Here is a 22,985-nt window from a genome sequence, read left to right as displayed (position 1 = left end):
AGCCGCCCAACCGACCGACAGGAGAATCCCGTGACCGAGCAGCTCTCCCCCATGCCCGAAGACTGGCAGCGCGCCCTCGCCGTCGTCGCCCACCCCGACGACCTGGAATACGGGGCTGCCGCAGCGATCGCCGCCTGGACTGACGCAGGCAAAGAGGTGAGCTACCTGCTGGCCACCCGCGGTGAGGCGGGCATCGACGGCATCCACCCGAGCAAGGCGGCCCCGCTGCGGGAACGGGAGCAGATCGCCAGCGCTGCCGTTGTCGGCGTCACCACCGTAGAGTTCCTCGACTACCGCGACGGGGTGATCGAATACGGTCTCCCCCTGCGCCGGAATATCGCCGCGGCGATCCGGCGGCACCGCCCCGAACTCGTCATCACCCTCAACCACCGCGACACCTTCCACGGCGGCTTCTGGAACACCCCTGACCACAAGGCGGTAGGCCGGGCCACGCTCGACGCTGCCACAGACGCGGGCAACCGGTGGATCTTCCCGGAACTCGTCGACCAGGGACTGGAGCCGTGGAACGGGGTGCGCTGGGTTGCCGTGGCGGCCTCGCCCCAGCCCACGCACGCAGTGGACGCCACCCCGGGCTACGAGCGCGCTGTCCGCTCCCTGCTGGAGCACCGCGCCTACATCGAAGGGCTCACCGACGAAGACCCGGAAACCTATGTGCGGTCCTTCCTGGACGAGACCTTGTCCGCCAACGCCCCGCGGTTCGGCGGCCGACTTGCGGTCACCTTCGAACTGTTCCCCCGCTAAGACCTGCACGGCTGCGCTACCGGGGGCGCGGCGGCCCGGCAAGGAACCCCGCTGGGGTGGCGCATCCGCTCATCACGTGGCGCCTAGGTGGGCTACCATCACTGCAAGGGCATATGCCCGCAAGGAGGGTTCGCATAGCGGCCGAGTGCGACGCTCTTGAAAAGCGTTAGGTCGGTAGCCCCGGCCTCGTGGGTTCAAATCCCACACCCTCCGCGCAAACCGTTGGCCCCCTCCACGCCGTTGTGGAGGGGGCCAACGTGTGCCGTGACGCCGACGAGGTGAAACCACGGGGAGGTCGCCGACGTCACGCCTGGCAGCGGCTAGCCGAGCCGCTGACGCAGCGCCTCATACTCGTCCCACAGCTCCTTGGGCAGGCGGTCCCCGAAGGAGTTGAAGAAGTCGGGGACCAGGTCGGCTTCCTGACGCCAGACCTCGCGGTCCACCGACAGCAGCAGCTCCAAGTCCTCCTGGGAGATGTCCAGGCCCTCGGTGTCGAGCGCCTCAGGCGTGGGCACCCGGCCGATCGGGGTGTCCTGGGCTGCTGCCTTGCCTTCGAGCCGTTCGATGATCCACTTGATCACGCGGCTGTTCTCGCCGAAGCCCGGCCAGATGAACTTGCCCTCGTCGTTCTTCCGGAACCAGTTCACGTAGTAGATCCGGGGCAGTTTGTCCGGGTCGGTCTGGCGGCCGATCTTCAGCCAGTGGCCGAAGTAGTCGCCCATGTTGTAGCCGCAGAACGGCAGCATCGCGAACGGGTCGCGGCGCAGTTCACCGACCTTGCCTTCAGCGGCGGCAGTGCGCTCGGAGGCCACGTTCGCGCCCAGGTAGACGCCGTGCTGCCAGTTGAACGCCTCGACGACGAGCGGCACCGCGGTGGCGCGGCGGCCGCCGAACAGGATCACTGAGATCGGCACCCCGTTGGGGTCTTCCCATTCGGGGGCGATCGTGGGCGCCTGCGAAGCGGGGGTGGTGAACCGGGCGTTGGGGTGCGCGGCGGGCTCGCCGGAGTCGGGGGTCCAGTCGCGGCCCCGCCAGTCGGTCAGGTGTGCGGGAGGCTCGTCGGTGAGGCCCTCCCACCACACGTCCCCGTCGTCGGTCAACGCCACGTTGGTGAAGATGCTGTTGCCCCACAGCGCCTTGACCGCGTTGGCGTTGGTGGACTCGCCGGTGCCGGGGGCGACCCCGAAGAAGCCGTACTCCGGGTTGATGGCGTAGAGGCGGCCGTCTTCCCCGAACCGCATCCACGCGATGTCGTCGCCGATCGTCTCCACCTTCCACCCGGGGATGGTCGGTTGGAGCATGGCGAGGTTGGTCTTCCCGCAGGCGCTGGGGAACGCCGCGGCAATGTAGCGGGGTTCGCCCGACGGCGGGGTGACTTTGATGATGAGCATGTGCTCGGCCAGCCAGCCTTCGTCGCGTGCCATCACCGAGGCGATGCGCAGCGCGTAGCACTTCTTGCCGAGCAGCGCGTTGCCGCCGTAGCCGGAGCCGTAGGACCAGATCTCCCGGGTCTCAGGGAAGTGCGTGATGTACTTGGTGGAGTTGCACGGCCACGGCACGTCCTTCTGGCCGGGCTCCAGGGGGGCGCCCACGGAGTGGACCGCTTTGACGAAGGTGCCGCGCTCCTCGATGAGGCGCAGTGCGGGCGCGCCCATCCGGGTCATGATGCGCATCGACACCACGACATAGGGGGAATCGGTGATCTCCACGCCGAGCTGGGAGATCTTGCCGCCGAGCGGTCCCATGCAGAAGGGCACCACGTACATGGTGCGGCCGCGCATGCATCCGGTGAAGATCTCCTTGAGGGTGGCGCGCATTTCGGCGGGGTCCACCCAGTTGTTGGTGGGCCCGGCGTCCTCTTGGCGCTCTGAGCAGATGAAGGTGCGGTCCTCGACTCGGGCGACGTCGCTGGGGTCGGAGCGGCAGTAGAAGCTGTTCGGGCGGAGCTCTTCGTTGAGCCGGATCAGGGTTCCCTGTTCGACGAGCTGGGAGGTGAGTCGCTCCCACTCGGCGTCCGAACCGTCACACCAGACCACTTCGTCCGGTTGTGTCAGTTCCGCGATCTCGCGTACCCAGTCGACTAGTTCCTGATGGCTAGTCGGAGCCACGTTATTTCCGTGGACCGCAGTAGTCACGATTCCTCCTCCTCAGGGGTCGTTTCAAATGATGAACGATCACCCCCTATTACCACCAGTTGGCATAGACCTTGGACTAGACCTTTGCCACGCTTATGGACTAGACCATTTGAGGGTTGTGCAATGTGTTCTCTACCCGCTGCAGAGTTTCTCTTGCACGGGTTTTATTTCAGCAGCTGCCCACGTCACAGGGGATGAACACGGAATACTGCGGGGTAGGTCACGGTGTTGTGATAGCGGAAGGAGTTCCCTTGGAGCCGGTTTTTCAGAAAGCGCGGAAGGGAATTCCATGAGGGCGCATCCGAGACAGTTTGAAAAAGAGCATAGATGCCCGGTTCGAATCGGGCTCACCGGGGTAAGTCAAAAACTCTCGGCAGTCATTCCGGTGTTTTCCGTGGCGGTTTCCCGGCGCGAGTGGAGGGCTGAGATACGCGCGGGCGGCCGGGGTCGCGCCCCGGCCGCCACGGGCTGACACGGTGGTCATGGTCGGATCAGCATCCGGATACGCGCTCCCAGTAGCCGGGAGAGGTTTCCTGGACGGACGTGATGACGTAGATGTTCCACAGGCCGAGCAGGTCGTTGCCGCCCACGCTGTAAGCGTAGCCGTAGCTGACGTAGGCGCGGCCTTCAGCCACGTGCTGGTAGTTGTTCGCCGTCACGCACTCCCCCGCGGGCGGAGTGGTCGGGGACGGACTGGGCGACGGGGACGGAGAAGGGGACGGGGACGGCTGCGGATCGCCGTCGAGTTCCCAGAACTGGATCGTGTGGTAGGTGGAGCAGATCGTGTCGAGGAAGTAGGCGCCGGCGGTGCCGCACTGGTCCGTGCCGGACCCCGGGTCCACGGGAGTGCCGTGCCCCATGCCGGAGACCAGGTAGCGGGCGACCACGTCGCGTCCGGAACTGTCCTGGTAGTACTCGACGGTGGTGTTCGCTCCGAGGTTGGCGGTCCGCGCGGGGGTTTGCCCGATACCCCACACGTTGGTCCACTGGTCGCGGGAGGACTGCGCATTCTTGGGGGTCACGACCGCGTCCGCGGTGCCGTGCCAGATGGCGACGCGCGGCCACGGTCCCTGCCAGCCCGGGTTCTTAGCGCGCACGAGGTCGCCCCACTGCTTGGGGGTGAGGTTGCGGCCGGAGAACATGCACGTGGTCGCGTCCAGCAGGCTGCTGGCGCAGCCGGTGGGGATTCCGGCGACGATGCTTCCCCCGGCGAACACGTCCGGGTAGGCCGCGAGCATCTCGGAGGCCATGGCGCCGCCCGCGGACAGGCCGGAGATGTAGACGCGCTCCTCATCCAGGCTGTAGGTGCGCACCGCGTAGTCGACCATGGAGCGGATGGACTGTGCTTCACCGGAGCCGCGCGCCGTGTCGGACTTCTGGAACCAGTTGAAGCACGAGGAGCTGTTGTTCGCTGATTTCTGCTCTGCGTAGACGAGGGCGAAGCCGAGGCTGTCGGCGTACTTGGCCCAGCCGGAGTGGGCGTGGTAGGTGGCGGCGTCCTGGGAGCATCCGTGGAGGAGGACGACGAGCGGGGCGTTGTCGGGGAGGGTGGCGGGCCGGTAGACGTACATGTTCAGGTTGCCCGGGTTGGAGCCGAACGCGGACACCTGGGTGAGGGTGGCGGCTTCCGCGCGGGGGGCGAGGGCAGTGGTGCCGAGAAGGGCGGCGCCCAGGCCGAGGACAGCGGTCAGCGCCACCCATACCCGGGCGGGTATGCGTCGGGTCAGGTGCAGCATGGTGCCTCCGTTGGAAAGACCCTGCGGGGGACACGGGTTCGGCCGAACACCAGTGCCCACACCCTACGAACAATGTGACCTAAATAACATGTGTCTGGTGTGGAGGTTGCGGCGACACGACCCGTGAAGACCCCACACAGCTCTCCCCCACATAGCCGAACGCCACATAGAACCGCCCAACCCTGTGGTGGCCGCCCATATCAGCGACGAACCTCACAAAACCTACATTGAGGCCCATGACACCGCATGACACTCGTCCCGACACGGCCGCACCCCCCACCTCCGCTGCGGCCGGGACCTCTGTTGACGTGGACCTCACCGGCCGGACCGCTCTCGTAACCGGCGCTGCCAGCGGCATCGGCCGCGCCTGCGCGACCCGCCTAGCCGCCGCCGGGGCCACCGTCCGCCTCGTCGACCTCAACCGGGAAGCCCTCGACGAACTCGCCCAGCGCGGAATAGGCGAACCCCACCACGTAGACCTCACCGACCTGGACGCGGTCGACACTGTGGCACGCGGCGTCGACATCGTCGTCAACAACGCTGGAGTGCAGACAGTCTGCCCCGTCCACGAATTCCCCCCGGAACGCTTCTCCATGATGGTGAAACTCATGCTGGAAGCCCCGTTCCGGATCGTGCGGGCCGCGCTGCCGCACATGTACGCGCGCAACTGGGGGCGGATCATCAACATCTCCTCCGTGCACGGGCTGCGGGCCTCCGCCTACAAGTCCGCCTACGTGGCCGCCAAACACGGTTTGGAAGGCTTCTCCAAAGTCGTCGCCCTCGAAGGCGCCCCGCACGGAGTCACCTCCAACTGCATCAACCCCGGCTACGTGCGCACCCCCCTCGTGGAACAGCAGATCGCCGACCAGGCGCGCGCCCACGGGATCCCCGCCAGCGACGTAGTGGAAACCGTGCTGCTGGCCCGCAGCCCCATCAAACGGCTCATCGAACCCGCCGAAGTCGCTGAAATGGTGGCCTACCTGTGCTGTCCCGAGGCGTCTTTCATCAACGGCGCCTCCCTGACCATTGATGGAGCATGGAGCGCGAGCTGAACAACACCCCGGTTCCCCCCGAAGACGACCCGTGGGCGGTAGACGCCCAGTCGGCCTTCCTGGAACTTTTGCTGCGCGACGCTCCCGCGGTCGAATACGAACGGCCGCTGCTGGAAGCCCGTGCCCGCGGGGACACCCCGGAAACCCTGGCCCGGTTGGAACGCGCCAAACTCCTGGCGCTACGGGTCCGCTCCGTCCTCCGCGACCTGCAGCGCCGCGAATCCGAACTCACGGCCCTGTTCGAAACCGCTAACGACCTGACCGGGATGCGCAGCCTCGACCAGATGCTGCGCGCCATCGTGGACCGGGCCCGCCACCTCCTCAACACCGACGTCGCCTATCTGACACTCAGCGACCCGGAACGCGGGGACACCTACATGCGGGTGACGTCCGGTTCCGTCTCAGCCCGCTTCCAGCAGCTACGCCTCGGCCACGGGGAAGGTCTGGGCGGCCTGGTCGCCCAGACCGCCCTCCCCTATGTCACCGCCAACTACTTCGCGGACACCCGGTTCCAGCACACCGAGCACATCGACGCGGGGGTGCGCGAAGAAGGCCTGGTCGCGATCCTCGGCGTGCCGCTCCAACTCAACGGCCGTGTCATCGGCGTCCTGTTCGCCGCCAACCGGCGGGAACGGCCGTTCTCCCACGCGGAAGTAGCCCTGTTGAGCTCGCTGGCCACGCACGCGGCGATCGCTATCGACAACGCCAACCTCATCGACGACACCCGGCGGGCGCTCGCCGAACTCAACACCGTCAACCAGCGGCTCCAAGAACACACCGAATCCGTGGAACGCGCCGCGGCAGCCCACGACCGGCTCACCGACCTCGTGCTGCGCGGCGGCGGGATCGAAGAAGTCGCGGCCGCAGTCGGCGACGTCCTCGGCGGCCAAGTGTGCATCCACGACCTCAACACGGCCGCCACTCCCCCGCCCTGCTGCGAGGACCCTGCCGTTGCCGAAGCCGTGCAGACCGCGCTGCACAGCGGCCGCACCGCCCGCGCCGGGGATGCGTGGGTGGCAGCGGCCGCAGCCGGCAGTGAACTGCTCGGCATGCTCGTCCTGCGCGGCATCGAACCCGACATCACCGGCCAGCGCATCCTGGAACGCGCCGCCGTCGTCACCGCGCTGCTGCTGCTCATCCGCCGTTCCGCAACCGAAGCGGAGCACCGGGTCCGCGGCGACCTGCTCGACGAACTCTTGGACACCCCGGACCGGGACCCCGAGTCGCTGCGGCAGCGCGCGGCCCGCCTCGGCGCGGACCTCACCGTCCCCCACGTGGTTGCGGTCGCGGAATCCCCCGGTGCTGATGTGGGGCGGCTGCGCCTCGCCGCCATGCACATCGCTGAAACCACGGGCGGGCTCGCCGGGATCCGCGGCGGCCGGGTCGTGCTCGTCCTGCCCGGCACCGACCCCACCACGGTGGGCCGCCGTATCGGCGCTGACCTGGGGGTCGCGGTCAACGGTCCGGTGACCGTGGGGGTGGCGGGGCCGGTCGAAGCCCTGCCCGGATTCCGGTCCTCGTTCACCGAGGCGCTGCGCTGCCTGCAAACCCTGCAGGCCCTGGGTCGCACCGGGGAAGTCGCCGCCCCCACCGACCTAGGGTTCCTCGGGCTGCTGCTCGGTGACGACCGGGACGTCGACGGGTTCGTCACCGCCACCCTGGGCCCGCTGCTGGACTACGACGCCCGCCGGAAGACCGCGCTCGTGGACACGCTGCGCGCCTATTTCGCGGCGGGCGGCAACCTGTCGCGCGCCAAAGACGCGCTGCACGTCCACGTCAACACGGTCTCCCAGCGGTTGGAGCGGATCTCCCAGCTCATCGGCGACGACTGGCAGGAGCCCAGCCGGGCCTTGGAGATCCAGCTAGCGCTCCGCCTCCATGGTCTGCTGGACCGCGGTGTGGATTTGGGCGGCAACCGTGGCCGCGGTTGACGAGAACAGCGGCGTGTAGTGGTTGTCGTCCGGCAGCTCCACCAACTGCACTCCGCTGCCGTCCAACGCGGCGAGCCGCTCCGCCGTGTACAGCCCGGGGGTTTCGTCCAAGAGTCCGCGCGCCGCCCACATCAGCCACGCCGGGCACGGCAGGGCACGGATCGCCCCCAGCACTTCCGGATCCTCCAATACTTGGGCGCCGTCGATCCGCACCGCGTCCGCCACACAACTGGACCGCATCTCCGGGGGGTCCCCCACCAGGTCGCGTTGCACATAGGTGTCGGCCCACGTGTTCCACCGGCCCGCGAACGCGGGATGCTTCTGCCAGAAAGAACGGTAAGTGTCCCGGTCGGCGAACGTCATCGACAGTCGAGCCATTGCCGGGCCGATCACCTGCTGGATGTCGGTTCCCGGCGGGGCAGGCAGCCCGAACCCGCCGTCGACGAGCACCACCCCTGCCACCCGGTCGGGATGGCGGACCGCAGCCAGGCAGGCCACGAACGCACCCATGGAATGCCCGACCAGCACCGTGCGGTCCACGCCCACCGCGTCCAACAAGGCCATCGTGTCGGCGACGTGCGCCCCCAGCCCGTACGGGCCGGGCAAGTGGGCGCTGCGGGCCCGGCCCCGCAGGTCGGGGGCGAGCAGCGCCAGCGTGTCGGGAAGCTCGGCGGCGACCCGGGCGAACGAGTGCCCGTTAGCGGTGATGCCGTGCAAAGCCACGACGGGCAGCGCCTCAGCAGATCCCCACCGGGTGACGGTGAGGGCGCCACCCGCCACGTCCACGGTGAATTCAGTTCCGGTCACGACACGACTCCTCAAACGGTTACCGGGTGCGAGACGGCCGGTTCCGAACCGTACGCCCGCCAGGGAACGGCCCGGAACCGGCCCGCGGCCCCCGCTAGGTGAGGGAACTTGACGGTTGCACAGCAGGGGCCGGGCTTGGGACGGCTATGCCGCGGCGGCGCGGCGGCGCAGCGCCGCATGGATCCGGGAAGGCAGTGCGGCAAGCCCGCCGGGGAAGAAGAACACCAGCAGCACGAAAAGCGTGCCGAGGATGAACAGCGGCTGGCTCAGCGGGGCGCGCACCACCGCGGGCAGACCGTCGAACACGTCCGAGGCCGCCAACTGCAGCAGCCGGTGGTCGACGTAGGTGTAGACGACCGCGCCCACCAGGGGCCCCCAGCGGGTGCCCGCGCCGCCCAGCGACACCATCACCAGCAGGGTCAGCGTGAACTCGGCGGTGGTGATCGCCGGAGTGACCCCGCCGGACACGACCAGGTAGACCACCCCGCCCAGGGAGGCGAGCGCGCCCGCGACCGTGAACGCGGCCAGCTTGTACGGGTAAGGGTTGACGCCCAGCACCGAGACCCGCTGCTCGTTGGCGCGAATCCCCTGCCAGACCCGGCCCACCGGGGTGGCGCTCAGCCACCACACCACGCCCAGCGCCACCACCACGTAGCCGACAGCCAGCCAGTACAGGTTGACCGTGTTGACCACGCCGATGAACGCGTCCGGCACCAGGTCCGGGTTGAGCGACAGCCCTTCCTCGCCCCCGGTCATCCGCCCCGGGTCGCGGACCACCAGGATCGACCCGGCCTGCGCGAACGCCAAGGTCACCATGGCCAGGGCGATGCCGGAGACACGCAGCGAGATCGCGCCCAACACCAAGGCCAGCAGGGTGCCGGAAGCCACGGCGATCAGCGCCGACCACAGCAGCGGCAGCTCCAGAATCCCCATGAGCAGCACCGCCAGGTAGGCGCCGGCCGCAAAGTAGAGGGCGTGCCCGAACGACAGCAGCCCCACCCGCCCGTACAGCAGGTCGTAGCTGGTGGCGAGCCCGCCCAGGACAAGGCAGGTGGCGAGCACGTGCAGCGTGGACGGGCTGTTCAAAGTGCCTTCGAACAGGCCGGGAATCCGCAGCGTGGAAAACGGCAGGGACAGCAGCACCACCGCGACCACGGCCGGGGCCACCCACGCGGGAACCCGCCGGGGGCGGCGCACCGCCTCGGCGACCGGTGCGGCGGGGGCGGCAGGGGCCTCGGTTGTGTGCTTGGTGTCGGTGTCGACGTTCATGCCACCCTCCCGGCGGTTGCTTTGGCGAGCCCGCCCTGCCGCGTCAACAGCACTGCGGCGAGCACGATCACCACGGCGATGTCGCCGAGCCCGGCGACGGTGTAGTAGTTGGCGAACTGCTGGACCATGCCGACCGCGACCGACGCGACCGCGCAGCCCACCGTGGACGTGGTACCGCCGATCACGACCACGATGAACGCGAAGACCAGCAGGGACGTGCCTTGGAACGGGGTGATCACCCCGAAGTAGAGGCCGCCGAGCGCGCCCGCGAGCGCGGCCGCGGCCCCGCCGATCGCGAACACCAAGGTGAAGGACTTGCGCACGTCGATACCAAGCGCGGTGACCATGGCCCGGTCCTCCACTCCGGCGCGCACGATCAGGCCGTAGCGGGTGCGGGTTCCGAACAGCAGCAGCCCGGCGAGGACCAGGGCAGCAACCGCGATCAGCAGGAACCGGTCGGTGGGAATGGCCGCGCCAAGCAGAGTCACCGTGCCGGAGACGAGCTCCGGGCGGGGGAACGGCAGCGGGTCCGCGCCCCAGATCGCTTGCACGAGAGCGGGGACCGCCAAGCTGAGTCCGACAGTGACGAGGATCTGCTCCCGGTGCCGCCCGTACAAGGGGCGGATCACCCCGAGTTCGACGAGGGTGGCAGCGAGCGTGCCCGCAGCAACCCCGAACGCTACAGCGACAAGGAAACCGACCCCGTCCCCGCCTGCGCCAGGCAGATAGACGCTGGCCCACCACGTGGCGTAGGCGCCGATGGTCAAAAACGCGCCGTGCGCGAAGTTCAGCACATCCATCAGGCCGAAGATGAGGGACAGGCCTGAAGCGATGAGGAAGTAGAGCGCGCCGAGCCCGAGCCCGGTCACGACGAGCAAGACAACGGTACTCATGCGGCTCCTCCCGGCTGGCCGTGTGCGGGAACGGAGGTTTTGGACACGCCGAGCAGTTCCCGGGTGCGTTCGGCGTCGTCCAGCAGGTCGAGCACGTTGCCGGTGTGCACGACCCGGCCGGCGTCCACGACCACGGCCTGCCCGGCCACCCGGCGCACCAGCGCCAAGTTCTGCTCGACAAGCAGCACCGGCACTTCTTCCGCGATCCGGGCGACCGCGTCCGCCACCTCCGCAACCACCCGCGGGGCAAGCCCTTTCGTGGGCTCGTCCACGATGAGCAGCCGGTTGTCGTTGAGCAGGACGCGGCCGATGGCGAGCATCTGCTGCTGGCCGCCGGACAGGGTGCCCGCGGGCTGGTTGGCGCGCCGCGCCAGCTCGGGGAAAAGGTCGTGCACGAGGTCGTAGCGGGGGGTGTGCCCGCGCCGCTCCGCCAGCCGCAGGTTCTCGGCCACGGTCAGCCCGGCGAACACGCCCCGGTCTTCCGGCACATAGCCGATACCCATCGCGGCGATCGCGTGCGTGGGGTCGGCGGTGATGTCGCGGCCAGCGAACACGATCCGACCGGTGCGCGGCACCAGTCCGAGAATCGCTTTGACGGTCGTGGTCTTGCCGACCCCGTTACGGCCGAGCAGCGAAGTGACCCCGTGGTCAGCAACGGTGAACGACACCCCTTGCAGGATGTGGGAGCCCTCGATCCACACGTGCACATCGGCGACGTCCACCAGCGGCTCGGCGGCGGTCACAGCGCATCCCCAAGGTAGGCGGCTTGGACCCGCGAGTCCGCCATGGCGGTGTCCGGGTCGGCCAGGGCGAGGAGCGCGCCGTGGTGCATGACGGCCAGGCGGTCGGCCATATCGAGCAGCACCTCCATGTGGTGTTCGACCATGAGCACCGTGCAGCCTTGTTCGCGGTGCACGGTGCGGATGACGTCGACGAGTTCACCGATCTCCCCCGCGCTCACCCCGGCCATGGGTTCGTCGAGCAGGATGACGCGGGGTTCGCGGGCCAGCAGCAGCGCGAGTTCGAGCTTGCGTTTGTCGCCGTGGGACAGGTCTCCGGCGAGTGCGTCGGCCCGGTGGGAGAGCCGGACCAGGTCCAAAACCCGGCTAATCTCGGGCCCGGTCACGGGGGTGGCGCGCTGCCAGAAGCGGCGCGACTCCCCCAACCGGGCCTGGACCGCTAGACCGACGTTCGCGCCAACGGACAGGTCAGCGAAGACGCTGGAGGTCTGGAAGGTGCGGCCCAGGCCCAGGCGGGCCCTCCGGTGCGGCGGGAGCCGGGTGATGTCGGTCCCCAGCAGTTCCACGGTGCCGCGGGTGGGCCGGGTCAGCCCGGACACCAGGTTGAACAGCGAGGTTTTCCCGGCTCCGTTGGGGCCGATGACGGCGAGGAATTCACCGTCGGAGACGGTCATGGACACGCCGTCCACGATGACGGCGCCGCCAACCGACCAGCTCAGGTCGTTGAGGACCAGGACCGGGGCTGGTGGAGAGGGGGTGGGGGAGGTCATCACGTCACTCCGCGACTGGGGGTTCCACGTCGGCGGCAGGGATTTCCGCGATCAGTTCGGGGACAGCGTCTGCGCCGCTGCCGACCAACCGCACCTGGTACATGGGCTGGAGGAGCGCGTGGTCTTCCGCCCGGATGGTCAGGGTGCCTTTCACGCCTTCGAAGGTCCAGCCTTCCAGGGCTTTGATCCGCTCCTCGGTGGTGTCGCCTTCAGAGATGGCGTGCACGATCATCTGCGCGGCGGTGAACCCGTCGGGGGTGAACAGGTCCACTTCACCGCCGTTGTCTTCGACGAATTCGCGCATCATCTGCTCGGCTTCGGTCTGCGCGGCCCCGTCGAAGTAGTGGGAGAGGAAGGAGATCTTGCCTTCAGCTTCGCCGAACACCGGGTAGGACGCTTTGATGTCCAGTCCGGTGACGACCTCGGTGGCGTCGAGGACCCCCTGCTGGTTGAGGGCCTTCCACATGGCGGAGGCGGTCTCCCCCGCCCACGCCACGAACAGCAGGTCAGGGTCGGCTTGGCGGACCTGTTCCGCGAACGGGGTCAGGTCGGTGGTGTCAGGCGGGGCGAGGACACTGTCCACGGTGGCGCCCTGGGCTTCGAGGACGGTGGTGACCGCGTCCACGTTGTCCTGGCCGAACGCGTTCTGCTGGGCGAAGACGATGACGTTCTTGCCTTCGGGGTCGTCCATGAAAGAACCCGCGGCGAGAATGTCCTGGTAGGTCTGGCGGCCGGAACGGAACGTGTAGTCGTTGATGCCGGTGATGGCGTCGGTGGCGGCCGGTCCAGAGATGAACAGCACCTTGTTCTGTTCGGCGAGCGGGGCGACTTGGACGGCCACGCCGGACGCGGTGGACCCGGCGATGATGTCGTAGCCTTCGCCGATGAGTTCCCGGGCCGCGGACACCGCCTTGGTGGGGTCGCCAGCGTCATCCCGGGTGGTGACTTCGATGGGCCGGCCGTCGACTTCCATGGTGCCGCCGGTGGCGTATTCGAGTCCGGCTTCGAAGCCCTGGTAGTACTGCTCGCCGTAGGTGGCGAGCGGCCCGCTCATGGAGTAGACGAGGCCGATTTTGATGGGGCCGTCAGCGTCGCCTGTGGCGGCGCTCTCCGGGCTGCCGCAGGCGGTGAGGACGAGAGCACCGGCGCAGAGCGCGGCTGCGAAAGGTGCGTAAGGGGGATAACGCATGGTCTCCTCCAGGTGTCCCCGCCACCCTGCGGGCGGCGGTGGGGACGGCAGGATCAGGGGTGTGCCACCGAAGGTAGAGAAGAAGTGATGTGATTCACATGTTGCTGTGGCACATATTGGACCGCGAATCGGTGTCTTCAACCCCTATCGGAGGAGCCGCACACGGCGCCGCACCCCGGAGGAAAAGCGGGCATACGCGCGGGCATGCTGATGCGCACCGACACGGTGTGTTGGTGCGCGACGCTGCTCCGTGTTCTTCCCTATTGCCTAAGGCACGCCAGCCCCGCGGCGGTCACCGCGGCCAGGCGAACGCCTCCCCCACGGTGGCGGCCAGTTCCAGGTAGGCGTCGTGGGTGCTCGGCTGCAGCCGGTCCAAGTAGATTTCGGCGCCCTCATCCAGGTGCGGATCCCACGGCACGCGCACTACGGCGCGGCATCGGGACGCGAAATGCTCCTCCAACCGCTGCAAGTCCACGTTGGACTTGCTGTTGCGGCGCACCATGGACATCACCACGACCGCGCCCCGCACCAGTGACCCGTAGTCGTGGGCGTCTAACCAGTCGAGTGTGGCGGACGCGCTGCGCGCTCCGTCCACCGACGGGGTGGAGACCACGATGATCTGGTCGGCCAGGCCAAGCACGCCCCGCATCGCCGAGTGCAGCAGCCCGGTGCCGCAGTCGGTGAGCGTGATCGAGTAGAAGTGCTCGACGATCCGGGCGACCTCACGGTAGTCGTATTCGCTGAGCGCTTCGGAGACGGCAGGATCCTGGTCTGAGGCGAGCACTTCCAGCCGGGACGGGGCCTGGGACGTGAACGCGCGGATGTCGGCGTACCGGGAGATCGTGTCCTTCTCGTTGAGCAGGTCCCGGATCGTGGTGGGAGTCTCCAAGTGGAGTTTGTCCGACAGGGTGCCCCGGTCCGGGTTGGCGTCAATGGCGAGTACGCGGTCGCCACGCAGGGACGCCAGCATGGATCCGAGGGCAGCGGTCGTCGTGGTCTTGCCGACCCCGCCTTTGAGGGAGAGCACCGCAACCCGGTGGTGGCCGCCCACCACATGGGTGCAGGCTCGGGCGATCATCTCCTGGCGGCGGCGTTCCGCCCGCGAGTTCCCCGGGTTGATGAGGCCGAAGGTGATCGACCGCACGGCCCGCCGCCACCCGGTGACCGCGCCGGGACGGTAGCCGCCGCTCCACTCCCGGCCCGGGGTGACCACGGGCGGGGCGAACGTCGCGGGACCGGTGGCGCTGTTCCCCTGCGACGGGGAGGACAACCACGGGGGTGTCTTCGCGGGCGCGGGCCTGGAAGGCGTGGGCGACGCTGCCGTAGACCGCGGGGTCTCCGGGTCCGTGGTCCGCGGGTCGTGGACTGGTGGAGGCGGCGTGTCTTCCCGGCGCGGCGGGTGAGGGTCACGCCAGGCTGGGGCGGCAGGCGGGGGCGTCGTCGGGGCCGGGCCCGGCGGGGGAGTGGTCAATGCCCCGGAGAAGTCCAGCGGGGGAAGCGGTTCCGGCTCGGGAACGTCCTCGGGCGGGGGCGGCGGGGGAGCGGACCGCTGCTGGGCTTCTTCCAGCAACTGGCGGAGCTGCGGCCGGTTACGGCCGAAGCGCGACCGCACCGATTCGGCGGGCGAGTCATCCGCCTTCGGCGCCGAGGATTCCGGGGAGTGGGCTTCGCTGCCGGGGCCGCTCGCATCGGGCACGGCGGGGGACGGCGGTCCTGTTTCCGGTCCGCCCCGGGTGGCGTCGGCCCGGAACAAGTCCGGGGACGACACGGTAGGGAGCGGGTCCGGCGGCAGGTCAGGCGACGGGGCTGCCGGCGCAGGCCCGTCGAACTGCCGCGGTGGGGAAGGCTGCGGCTGGGCGAGCGGACCGGGCGGCGCCAGCCGGCCGGGACCGTGGCTGTCGCCGGAGGACTGGTCCGCGAACGGGGCAGGCTCGGGGGGAGATGAGGTGGTCGGAGCCGGTTCAGGGCTCAGTTTTTGGGCATAGGGTGGGGGAGGGGCAAGGTCCAAGTCGAAATCGTCGTCGCCGAACCACTCGTCGGCTCCCTCGTAGCGGTCCTCCCCTAGCTCGGTGTCGACCGCGGGATCCTCGTATCGCGAGCGCGGCGAACGAGCACCGAAGTGTTCGGAACCGTCGTGCTCTTCGTAGGACACCGCGCCACTCCTCAGGACATTCCGCAGACCGTACTGGGTATGCGTGGTATTTGGCTATTTCATAGTCGAAAGACGGTGCGCTCGGCGAGTCGCGCCGTCTCCGGGTTCGTCGGGCACTCGGTCATCAACGATAGAACTAGTGGTCATGAGATGAGAAGGGAGCGAAAGCCGCATCTCGGCATTGTTTGACGGGTCTGCCCCGCCCGCGACGGGGTGGGTAGCGTGGATTCCATGCGAGCGATAGTCGTCAGTGCCCCCGGCGGTCCGGAGAATCTGGTCTGGCAGGAGGTCCCCGACCCCCAGCCCGGGCCGGGAGAAGTCCTCGTCGAGGTTGCGGCAACAGCGGTCAACCGAGGCGACATCAGCCAGCGGGAAGGCAACTACCCGCCGCCTCCGGGCGCCCCGGAATACCTGGGGCTGGAATGCTCCGGCCGCATCATTGCGTTCGGCCCCGGCACTGAAGACTCTGGTTACCGGGTGGGCGACGAGGTGTGCGCGCTGCTGAGCGGCGGCGGTTACGCCGAGCGGGTAGCGGTTCCTGTCGGCCAGTTGCTGCCGGTCCCCAAAGGGGTCGGCCTGGTCGAGGCCGCAGCCCTGCCCGAGGTTGCCTGCACGGTGTGGGCCAACGTGTTCATGACCGCCCAGCTGCGTGAAGGCGAGGCTCTGCTGGTGCACGGCGGCGCCAGCGGGATCGGCACCTTCGCGATCCAGGCGGCCCGCGCGTTCGGCGCCCGCGTGCTGACCACCGCGGGAAGCGAAGCGAAACTTGCCCGCTGCCGGGAGCTCGGTGCGGATGTGGCGATCAACTACCGTTCCGAGGACTTTGCTGCGCGGGTGCGGGAAGAGACCGGCGGCCGCGGCGTCGACGTGGTGCTCGACATCATGGGCGGCAGCTACCTGGAGGCTAATCTCCGTTCACTTGCGGTGGGCGGACGGCTGGTCGTCATCGGTTTGATGGGCGGGCGCAGAGCAGAGCTCGACTTGGGGCGGATGCTGATCAAACGGCTGTCTGTGCACGCCGCGACGCTGCGGTCGCGCCCGTTGGAGGAGAAGGCCGCGATCGTCGCGCAGGTAACAGAGCGGGTATGGCCGCTGGTCGAGAGAGGGGAGATCCGGCCGGTCGTGGACCGGGTACTGCCACTCAGCCAGGCCGCCGAAGCGCACCGTGTCCTGGAAGCCAGCGAGCATGTCGGAAAGATTCTGCTTGTTACCAATTAATAACACTCACCGCGAAATCGGCGTAGTGTCTCCAACGTCAACAGCCGCAAGGTGGGAGATGCGATGAACAACGGACCCAGTCAGGAAGAGCAGCCCCAGGTGCTGATTCTGGGGCCGAGCGGCCCGGCCGCCGTGCCCCCTGCGCCCTCGAATGAGGAGGAGAAGGAGGAGTCGGAGGGGCGTCCGGTCACCGAGATGGTGGAGCAGCCTGCCAAGGTCATGCGGATCGGCAGCATGATCCGGCAGCTGCTGGAGGAGGTCAAGGCCGCCCCCTTGGACGAGGCGAGCCGGGTCAGGTTGAAGGAGATCCACGCCAGCTCGATCAAGGAGCTGGAGGACGGGCTCGCTCCGGAACTGGTGGAGGAGCTGGAGCGGCTGTCTTTGCCGTTCACCGACGAGGAGACGCCGAGCGAGGCCGAGTTGCGGATCGCTCAGGCTCAGCTCGTGGGCTGGTTGGAGGGTCTCTTCCACGGTATTCAGACGACACTGTTCGCCCAGCAGATGGCGGCGCGCGCCCAGTTGGAGAACATGCGCCGGGCGCTGCCTTCTGCGCTGCAGCAGCAGGGGGAGGGCGAGCACGCCCAGCAGGGTCGGGTGCAGGGCAGCTCGGGACCGTACCTGTAGGTCGGCGCATACCTGGGGCTGGGCCGCGGCCCGCTGCCATGGATCAGTGAGACGGCTCGGGGGCGGAGGGTGTCATCCCGCCTTCCCGAGCCGTGTTGTGTGTCGGGGACTGCGGAGTCGGCGGGCGGGACCGTGTGTCTTTTTTTCGGGGCTGCGACGGGGTCCCGGGCCGAGGAACACCTTCCCCAGTTTCTGTCAGTCCGATTCAGGATTTAGGACTCGTCCGCTATCCGATCCGGCGTGTTCACCACTGATCGTTTAGGGGGCTTTGCACGCAAAGCCCGAATTTTTTTGTTCAAGACGGTGGGAATATGCGCGAATCCCCTGCGAAGGGGGATGGTTCATTTTTAGAATTTCACTGCTCCTATCACCGGAGTCGAGCACCATTGCCGTAAATCGGCAGCGGTGTCCCCGACACAAGAGGAGAGGTGAGGTGGATGGCGGATTTCTTCCATCGAAAGGCCGCGCATCTCGCCGTTTCTCCCGATGGCACGCCGGGCAAGGAGGGGGGTATCCCGGCAGCCGGGCTTATCGGGGACTCGTGTGGCACGGATTCCGGTGACGAGGAAAGGGTGGCGAATACCGCAGGGGAAGCCTCCAGCCAGGGTTTTCTACTCGGGGGCTACTGCGGTGCGCTGGCCTTACGTGGGGGTTCACCACCGTGGCCGCTCAGCCAGCAGGCAAGCGGGGGAGCCGTGGCTGGCGGCCTCGGGGTGGCAGCGGGGTCCCCCACACTGCGGGCTGCCCGGGGCCATGGGGATGTGGTCGCTGTCCCAGGTAGGCCGCGGCGCAGGATAGGGAGGGCGCACTCGGCTGCGCTCTCCCTGCAGCCCACGACAGGGGGTTTCGCAGGCATGACGGCCCTTGACGCGGGCGTGGTTGCTGAGCACGGAAGCATCCCGGTAAGTCGCTGCTGACGGCTTAAAGTCCGAGATTCCTGACCTGTCTCCCGGGGGGAAGATAAGGGGGGAGAAGGCCACGGGCGGGACCGCAGTAAGCGGTCCCGCCCGTGGCCTTTGTGCTGACCACCACCGAGAAAATGAAAGATGTTTTCGTTTTCTCAGAATTCTTTTCGCGTTAGCACCTGCCACTCCCTCACGAAAATGAAGATTCACCGCCATCTGTTCAGAATTGTTTTCCTAGGATGACCGGATGATGGATTCGTTCTAGGGAAGGCCTTGGCCTCAGCGGAATTCTCCTCCTGAGCGCCCAGAGGGAATCCCGGCTCCGCCGAGAGTGGATTGCAGGGGCCCAAGAGATGATAGGACACATCAGACCTCTGTCTGATATGGCAGAATTTGCCCCTTATGTCCTGCACAGTAATTCAATGTCGGCAGACGTGGTAATGTCCGAAGTTCCGAAAACCATCACAGAAAACCGCATCCTCACCATTAAGTGAAATTTGTCGTTGTCGCTGGTGAGGAAGGAGCAGCCACGGCGATCCACCCGACACCCCACCAGGACGGGAGGTGCGCGAGGTCGAGTGGAGGCAGCGTGGCCGCACGCCACGAGCGGACTTCCAGCACAAATGACGAAAGAGACGGAACCGGTGGACGATCTGACCGCGCACCCCGACGGAGCATCCCCCGCCTCGATCCCCCCGCCCACCTCCCCGGACACCGCGCCACGCCACACTCCCACGTCCACGGCGCTGATCCGCTACCTCCCCGTAGTCCGCAAGGGAGCACTGCTGGGCTTCCTGTGGGCAACAGAAACCGACGACGCCGTCGGATTCCTCGCACTGGATACCGCCGAAGAACCCGCAGCACGCTTCTGGGCCGACCGGATCGCGCACAGCGAGCGTGAAGGACTCCGCCCGCTGCAGATCCTGCGCCGGTGGGGCGGAACAGCCGAAGACCCTGTCGGCGGGACGGTGCCCGCAGCAGCCCGGGAACGGATCGCAGTCTCCCTGGACGTGCTGCGCGCCCTCCCCAGCCTGCAGTAACCGCGGGACGCCCACAGGGGCAGCACTGGCACTGCCTGCCCGGATTCCCGCAGCGGTGAGCACTGCCCTCATCCTTCACCGCACAAGGCGGCCCCGCGGGAGCGCATCCTCTACCCCAACACTGAACGCTCCCGGGGGCCGCAGCAGAAACAAACCCAGCAAGCGGTGCCGCCGCGCCCTTTCCGCTAAGCCAGCGGCGACTCGGTGGCCTCCCGGGTCAGACTCGCCATCACCAGGTCAGCCAAGTGGCGGTAGGCCTCGGCATCGTCGAGCCCCGTGGCCTCTTTGATCGTGCCGTCCTGGATCCCCGTCATGACCCGGGCCACCGCAGCCCCCACAAAAGCAGCGTTGACCGGGCGCAGCACGCCAGCAGCCACCCCTTCGGCGACCAGTTCCTGCACCCGCCGGGCCGCTACCAGCGTGTTCTCCTGGTAGACCTCGTTGGCGGGAGCGAACGCCGCCAAATCGGCGTAGAACTGCTCCGACACCGGCTCCAACTCTGCGGCGACTGCCTCCAAGTAGACCACGAGCCGCTTCTCGGGCGGCGCTTCGGCCACGCGGGCCTCGATGCGTTCGGCTGCCCTCTTGAAATAGGAACGCACCGCGGCAACCACGATCTGCTCTTTGCTCGGCGCCACCAGATACAAGGTGCTCTTGGAGCAGCGCAGCCGTTCCGCCATGTCACTCACGCTGAAGCGCGCAAACCCCTCAGCGAGGAACAGGCGGCGCAGACCGTCGAGGAGTTCCTCGCGGCGCGCACGGGTCTTCTCCGACAACCTCTGGAGGGCAGGCATGGCCCCAGCGTACCGAGAGGCCCTCTTGTTTTCCGAGTACTCAAAACAGTACTCTGGTACTCGAAATAGTACGGGGGTGTGCTCATGTCCGTCACACGCTTGATGCCGTCCCAAGAAACCGCAGACCTGGTCGAACTCGTCCGCGAAGTAGCGTCGCGGGAACTCGCACCACACGTCGCCGAAGCCGAAGAAACCGAACGCTTCCCCCGAGAAGCGTTCCGCACACTCGGCAAACTCGGTGTCCTCGGCCTCCCCTACCCGGAGGAGTACGGCGGAGGCGGCCAACCCTACGAGGCCTATCTCAACATCCTCGAAGAAATCGGAGCAGTCTGGGCCTCCGTCGGCGTCGGCGTCAGCGTGCACGTACTCTCCTGCTACGCCCTCGCCGTCTACGGCACCGAAGCACAACGGCAACGGTGGCTTCCCGACCTCCTCAGCGGCGACCTGCTCGGCGCCTACTGCCTCTCCGAACCGCACGCCGGCTCCGACCCCGCCGCCATGACCACCCGTGCCCGACGCGACGGCGACCACTACATCCTCGACGGCGTGAAAGCGTGGATCACCCACGGCGGGCAAGCCGACTTCTACACGGTCATGGCCCGCACCAGCGACGACCGTTCCCGCGGCATCTCCTGCTTCCTCGTCCCCGCCGACACCCCGGGCCTGAGCGCCGACCGCCCCGAACGGAAAATGGGGCTGACCGCCTCGCACACCACCATGCTGCGCTTCGACGGGGTGCGCATCCCCGCCGACCAGCGCATCGGCGCCGAAGGCCAAGGCCTGTCGATCGCGCTGTCCTCCCTCGACGCCGGACGGCTCGGCATCGCCGCCGTTGCCACCGGCCTAGCCCAAGCCGCGCTCGACACCGCCGTCGACTACGCCCGGCAGCGCGAAGCCTTCGGCAAACCCATCATCGAACATCAAGGGCTTGCCTTCCTGCTCGCCGACATGGCCGCAGCCGTAGAAACCGCCCGCGCCGCCACCCTGCGCGCCGCCCGCCTCAAAGACTCCGGCCTGCCCTACAGCAAAGAAGCGTCCATCGCCAAACTCATCGCCACCGACAACGCGATGCGCGTCACCACCGACGCAGTCCAAGTCCTCGGCGGCTACGGCTACACGCGCGACTTCCCCGTCGAACGCTACATGCGCGAAGCCAAAGTCATGCAGATCTTCGAAGGCACCAACCAGATCCAGCGGCTCGTCATCGGCCGCCACCTCGCCCGCGACGCTACGGCACACACGGTCACGGTCGTCCGCTAACCCAAGCCGGGGGAAGGGAGAAGAGTGTGGGGCGGTAGGTGGACCGCCCCACACCCGTTCACTCCTTCTTGTTCTTCCGCGCCGCGAACTCGGCGAGGAACTCCTGGAAACGCGGCGAATTCACCGACGACGCCTGCGCCCACGACTCGAACTCCAACACCGTGGCGAGATCCGCGGTCTCCGCCATCCGCACCGCCCGTTTCATGTCCCTGACCAGGCCAGGATCACGCTCGGCGTAGCTGTGGGCCATAGCCAGCGCTTCAGCCACCGGATCCTCCACCAGCCGGGTGACCAGACCGGCGCGGAACGCCTCTTCAGCGTCGATCCGCTCCGCGTCCAACAGGGTCGCCAACGCCCGGTGCCCGCCCATCCGCCGGGTGAGGAACCAACTGCAGCCGCCGCCCGGGTGCAGCCCCATCTCAGCGAACGTGATCGCAAACTTCGCTTTCGGGCCCGCCACGACCATGTCGCAGGCCATCGCAATATTCACCCCGGCACCGACCGCGATACCGCCCACCGCGGCGATCGTGGGAATCGTCAGGTCGGCAATGCTGAGAAAGCTCGCATACACCTGCTTCAACTCGTCGCGGATCACCGCGGGCGGACGCGTGGGATCCCCGAACAGGCTGGTGACATCCGCGCCCGCGCAGAACGCCCGGCCCGCGCCGCTGACCACTAGGGCGCGCGCCTCCTCATCAGCCGCGACCGCGCGGACCGCCTCGGCCAACTCGGCGAGCATCGGCCGGTCGAGGGCGTTGAGCCGCTGCGGCGCATTGAGGACGATGTGCCGCACCGGGCCGTCCGACTCGAACCTGATGAACTCCCCCATCGCTCCTCCACGGTGTGTCGCCGCCGTCTCCCACGGCACGAAACCGCAGAGTAGCCATGCACAGACCGTGACCGAGAAGCGCCCCCATGGTGGGGTGGCACTCATGATCGGACCGCTGCCACGGTCGTGTGCCTCGTGAAGGCGAGGGCACGGCCTTGCCCCAGGAGGCGGCGGACACCCATGACACCCTGGCGATGCCCCGACACGCTCACTCGGCTGCACAGCTCAGGAGCGGGGGTTCCTGAAGGGAACAGCTCTACTTAAGCGCGTCGCTGTTCGTCTATGGCGTCCCTACGAAATGGTGGAACTCTCCAGATTCCAGGAGGGTGAAGCGGGAGGGAACTTCCCCAGTATCACCCGTTGGGTGGAACGGGTCCGGCGAGGCGTCCGGGCCGGCAAACGATTCCACCGTGTTCACATGATGGTGACCGAGCCGCTCTCCGACTATGTGCGTTTCGAATGCGCGTGGGCCTATCGCCACACCGTGGCGGCCGGAGAGGACGTACGCATCATCGCCGTACCCGAAGGCCAGTAGCCTGCAGGACTCCCCCGCTTCGACTACTGGCTGTTCGACTCCTCAATCCTGGTGCGCATGAACTACGCCGACGACGGAACCTTCCTGTCCGCTGAACTCGTCGCCGACCCTGAACAGACTGTCTAAGCAAACCTCTGGCGTGACCAGGCCGTCCACCTGTCCTTACCGTTCACCGAGTACGCTGCCGGGTTTGACGACCTGATGCGGCCCCTCACGTCGTAGCCCTCATCCGAGCACCCGCTGTTTCTGCCCACCGGAAGATCCGCGGTGGTGTCCGCCTGAGTGCTCCTGACTGCCTTAACCGCCCTCTACGCCGCGAAGAATCACGGCCGCGAACTCTGCTT

General features: G+C 67.8%; 18 protein-coding genes, 1 tRNA gene and 1 pseudogene. 9 read left to right on the top strand and 11 right to left on the bottom strand.

The window, feature by feature from the left end:
* Window positions 1-30 precede the first annotated feature (30 nt).
* Both TFU_RS00415 and TFU_RS00410 read left to right on the top strand, forming a co-directional pair.
* Window positions 31-762, top strand: coding sequence for a PIG-L deacetylase family protein (locus tag TFU_RS00415; RefSeq protein WP_011290531.1), 732 nt, complete (start codon window positions 31-33; stop codon window positions 760-762).
* Between the two features lie 123 nt (window positions 763-885).
* Window positions 886-975: transfer RNA gene (locus TFU_RS00410), tRNA-Ser, on the top strand.
* Between the two features lie 107 nt (window positions 976-1,082).
* Here the strand turns inward: TFU_RS00410 and TFU_RS00405 are convergent.
* Both TFU_RS00405 and TFU_RS00400 read right to left on the bottom strand, forming a co-directional pair.
* The gene (locus TFU_RS00405; RefSeq protein WP_016187995.1) at window positions 1,083-2,870 is read right to left on the bottom strand and encodes a phosphoenolpyruvate carboxykinase (GTP); all 1,788 of its coding nucleotides are present in this window, start codon (window positions 2,868-2,870) and stop codon (window positions 1,083-1,085) included.
* 518 nt (window positions 2,871-3,388) lie between these two features.
* Entirely contained in the window at window positions 3,389-4,633 is a 1,245-nt protein-coding gene (locus TFU_RS00400) for an extracellular catalytic domain type 1 short-chain-length polyhydroxyalkanoate depolymerase (protein ID WP_011290529.1), read from the bottom strand.
* A gap of 236 nt (window positions 4,634-4,869) precedes the next feature.
* Between TFU_RS00400 and TFU_RS00395 the strand changes: the two genes are divergently transcribed.
* Complete coding sequence (locus TFU_RS00395) at window positions 4,870-5,685, top strand: 3-hydroxybutyrate dehydrogenase (protein ID WP_011290528.1); 816 nt, start codon at window positions 4,870-4,872, stop codon at window positions 5,683-5,685.
* The gene (locus tag TFU_RS00390; protein WP_011290527.1) at window positions 5,670-7,616 is read left to right on the top strand and encodes a helix-turn-helix domain-containing protein; all 1,947 of its coding nucleotides are present in this window, start codon (window positions 5,670-5,672) and stop codon (window positions 7,614-7,616) included. Before TFU_RS00395 ends, TFU_RS00390 begins: the two co-directional genes overlap by 16 nt.
* Here TFU_RS00390 and TFU_RS00385 read toward each other — a convergent pair.
* From TFU_RS00385 to TFU_RS00355, 7 genes are all read right to left on the bottom strand, one after another.
* The gene (locus tag TFU_RS00385; RefSeq protein ID WP_011290526.1) at window positions 7,548-8,423 is read right to left on the bottom strand and encodes an alpha/beta fold hydrolase; all 876 of its coding nucleotides are present in this window, start codon (window positions 8,421-8,423) and stop codon (window positions 7,548-7,550) included. The genes TFU_RS00390 and TFU_RS00385 overlap by 69 nt on opposite strands.
* Before the next feature lie 144 nt (window positions 8,424-8,567).
* Window positions 8,568-9,692, bottom strand: a complete 1,125-nt coding sequence (locus tag TFU_RS00380; RefSeq protein WP_011290525.1) for a branched-chain amino acid ABC transporter permease — start codon at window positions 9,690-9,692, stop codon at window positions 8,568-8,570.
* Complete coding sequence (locus TFU_RS00375; protein WP_011290524.1) at window positions 9,689-10,585, bottom strand: branched-chain amino acid ABC transporter permease; 897 nt, start codon at window positions 10,583-10,585, stop codon at window positions 9,689-9,691. Before TFU_RS00375 ends, TFU_RS00380 begins: the two co-directional genes overlap by 4 nt.
* Window positions 10,582-11,328, bottom strand: coding sequence for an ABC transporter ATP-binding protein (locus tag TFU_RS00370; protein ID WP_011290523.1), 747 nt, complete (start codon window positions 11,326-11,328; stop codon window positions 10,582-10,584). Before TFU_RS00370 ends, TFU_RS00375 begins: the two co-directional genes overlap by 4 nt.
* Complete coding sequence (locus TFU_RS00365) at window positions 11,325-12,095, bottom strand: ABC transporter ATP-binding protein (RefSeq protein ID WP_016187991.1); 771 nt, start codon at window positions 12,093-12,095, stop codon at window positions 11,325-11,327. The genes TFU_RS00370 and TFU_RS00365 overlap by 4 nt, the downstream gene beginning before the upstream one ends.
* A 4-nt stretch (window positions 12,096-12,099) precedes the next feature.
* Window positions 12,100-13,284 carry a substrate-binding domain-containing protein gene (locus TFU_RS00360; protein WP_011290521.1) on the bottom strand — a complete coding sequence of 395 codons (1,185 nt, stop codon included), beginning with the start codon at window positions 13,282-13,284 and terminating at the stop codon, window positions 12,100-12,102.
* 292 nt (window positions 13,285-13,576) lie between these two features.
* A complete protein-coding gene (locus TFU_RS00355) occupies window positions 13,577-15,436 on the bottom strand; it encodes a MinD/ParA family ATP-binding protein (protein WP_011290520.1) in 1,860 nt (619 codons plus the stop codon).
* A 231-nt stretch (window positions 15,437-15,667) separates the two neighbouring features.
* Between TFU_RS00355 and TFU_RS00350 the strand changes: the two genes are divergently transcribed.
* From TFU_RS00350 to TFU_RS00340, 3 genes are all read left to right on the top strand, one after another.
* Window positions 15,668-16,654 (top strand): NAD(P)H-quinone oxidoreductase, encoded by a 987-nt coding sequence (locus tag TFU_RS00350; RefSeq protein ID WP_011290519.1) that lies wholly within the window; start codon window positions 15,668-15,670, stop codon window positions 16,652-16,654.
* A 63-nt stretch (window positions 16,655-16,717) separates the two neighbouring features.
* Window positions 16,718-17,278 (top strand): bacterial proteasome activator family protein, encoded by a 561-nt coding sequence (locus TFU_RS00345; RefSeq protein ID WP_011290518.1) that lies wholly within the window; start codon window positions 16,718-16,720, stop codon window positions 17,276-17,278.
* A gap of 1,528 nt (window positions 17,279-18,806) precedes the next feature.
* Window positions 18,807-19,223 carry a hypothetical protein gene (locus TFU_RS00340; protein WP_016187989.1) on the top strand — a complete coding sequence of 139 codons (417 nt, stop codon included), beginning with the start codon at window positions 18,807-18,809 and terminating at the stop codon, window positions 19,221-19,223.
* Window positions 19,224-19,408: 185 nt separating this feature from the next.
* Here the strand turns inward: TFU_RS00340 and TFU_RS00335 are convergent, their stop codons facing one another.
* Window positions 19,409-20,017, bottom strand: a complete 609-nt coding sequence (locus TFU_RS00335; RefSeq protein ID WP_011290516.1) for a TetR/AcrR family transcriptional regulator — start codon at window positions 20,015-20,017, stop codon at window positions 19,409-19,411.
* 84 nt (window positions 20,018-20,101) lie between these two features.
* On the opposite strand from TFU_RS00335, the gene TFU_RS00330 reads away from it, so the two are divergent.
* Window positions 20,102-21,277, top strand: a complete 1,176-nt coding sequence (locus TFU_RS00330) for an acyl-CoA dehydrogenase family protein (protein WP_011290515.1) — start codon at window positions 20,102-20,104, stop codon at window positions 21,275-21,277.
* Between the two features lie 58 nt (window positions 21,278-21,335).
* Here TFU_RS00330 and TFU_RS00325 read toward each other — a convergent pair whose 3' ends face one another.
* Window positions 21,336-22,106, bottom strand: a complete 771-nt coding sequence (locus TFU_RS00325) for an enoyl-CoA hydratase (RefSeq protein ID WP_011290514.1) — start codon at window positions 22,104-22,106, stop codon at window positions 21,336-21,338.
* Window positions 22,107-22,404: 298 nt separating this feature from the next.
* Here TFU_RS00325 and TFU_RS00320 point away from each other — a divergent pair.
* A pseudogene (locus TFU_RS00320) lies at window positions 22,405-22,767 on the top strand (DUF6879 family protein).
* The last annotated feature ends 218 nt before the right edge of the window (window positions 22,768-22,985 follow it).

This window comes from Thermobifida fusca YX (genome assembly GCF_000012405.1).
Taxonomy (GTDB): Bacteria; Actinomycetota; Actinomycetes; order Streptosporangiales; family Streptosporangiaceae; genus Thermobifida; species Thermobifida fusca.
The sequence above is the reverse complement of the archived record's forward strand: the minus strand, read 5'-3'. Positions and strand labels throughout refer to the sequence as shown.

Excerpts from the sequence above, each read along its gene's own strand:
- TFU_RS00400 (WP_011290529.1), bottom strand. The coding sequence starts at position 4,633 with ATGCTGCACCTGACCCGACGCATACCCGCCCGGGTATGGGTGGCGCTG.
- TFU_RS00395 (WP_011290528.1), top strand. The coding sequence starts at position 4,870 with ATGACACCGCATGACACTCGTCCCGACACGGCCGCACCCCCCACCTCC.
- TFU_RS00390 (WP_011290527.1), top strand. The coding sequence starts at position 5,670 with ATGGAGCGCGAGCTGAACAACACCCCGGTTCCCCCCGAAGACGACCCG.
- TFU_RS00380 (WP_011290525.1), bottom strand. The coding sequence starts at position 9,692 with ATGAACGTCGACACCGACACCAAGCACACAACCGAGGCCCCTGCCGCC.
- TFU_RS00375 (WP_011290524.1), bottom strand. The coding sequence starts at position 10,585 with ATGAGTACCGTTGTCTTGCTCGTCGTGACCGGGCTCGGGCTCGGCGCG.
- TFU_RS00365 (WP_016187991.1), bottom strand. The coding sequence starts at position 12,095 with ATGACCTCCCCCACCCCCTCTCCACCAGCCCCGGTCCTGGTCCTCAAC.
- TFU_RS00360 (WP_011290521.1), bottom strand. The coding sequence starts at position 13,284 with ATGCGTTATCCCCCTTACGCACCTTTCGCAGCCGCGCTCTGCGCCGGT.
- TFU_RS00350 (WP_011290519.1), top strand. The coding sequence starts at position 15,668 with ATGCGAGCGATAGTCGTCAGTGCCCCCGGCGGTCCGGAGAATCTGGTC.
- TFU_RS00345 (WP_011290518.1), top strand. The coding sequence starts at position 16,718 with ATGAACAACGGACCCAGTCAGGAAGAGCAGCCCCAGGTGCTGATTCTG.
- TFU_RS00340 (WP_016187989.1), top strand. The coding sequence starts at position 18,807 with ATGACGAAAGAGACGGAACCGGTGGACGATCTGACCGCGCACCCCGAC.
- TFU_RS00335 (WP_011290516.1), bottom strand. The coding sequence starts at position 20,017 with ATGCCTGCCCTCCAGAGGTTGTCGGAGAAGACCCGTGCGCGCCGCGAG.
- TFU_RS00330 (WP_011290515.1), top strand. The coding sequence starts at position 20,102 with ATGTCCGTCACACGCTTGATGCCGTCCCAAGAAACCGCAGACCTGGTC.
- TFU_RS00325 (WP_011290514.1), bottom strand. The coding sequence starts at position 22,106 with ATGGGGGAGTTCATCAGGTTCGAGTCGGACGGCCCGGTGCGGCACATC.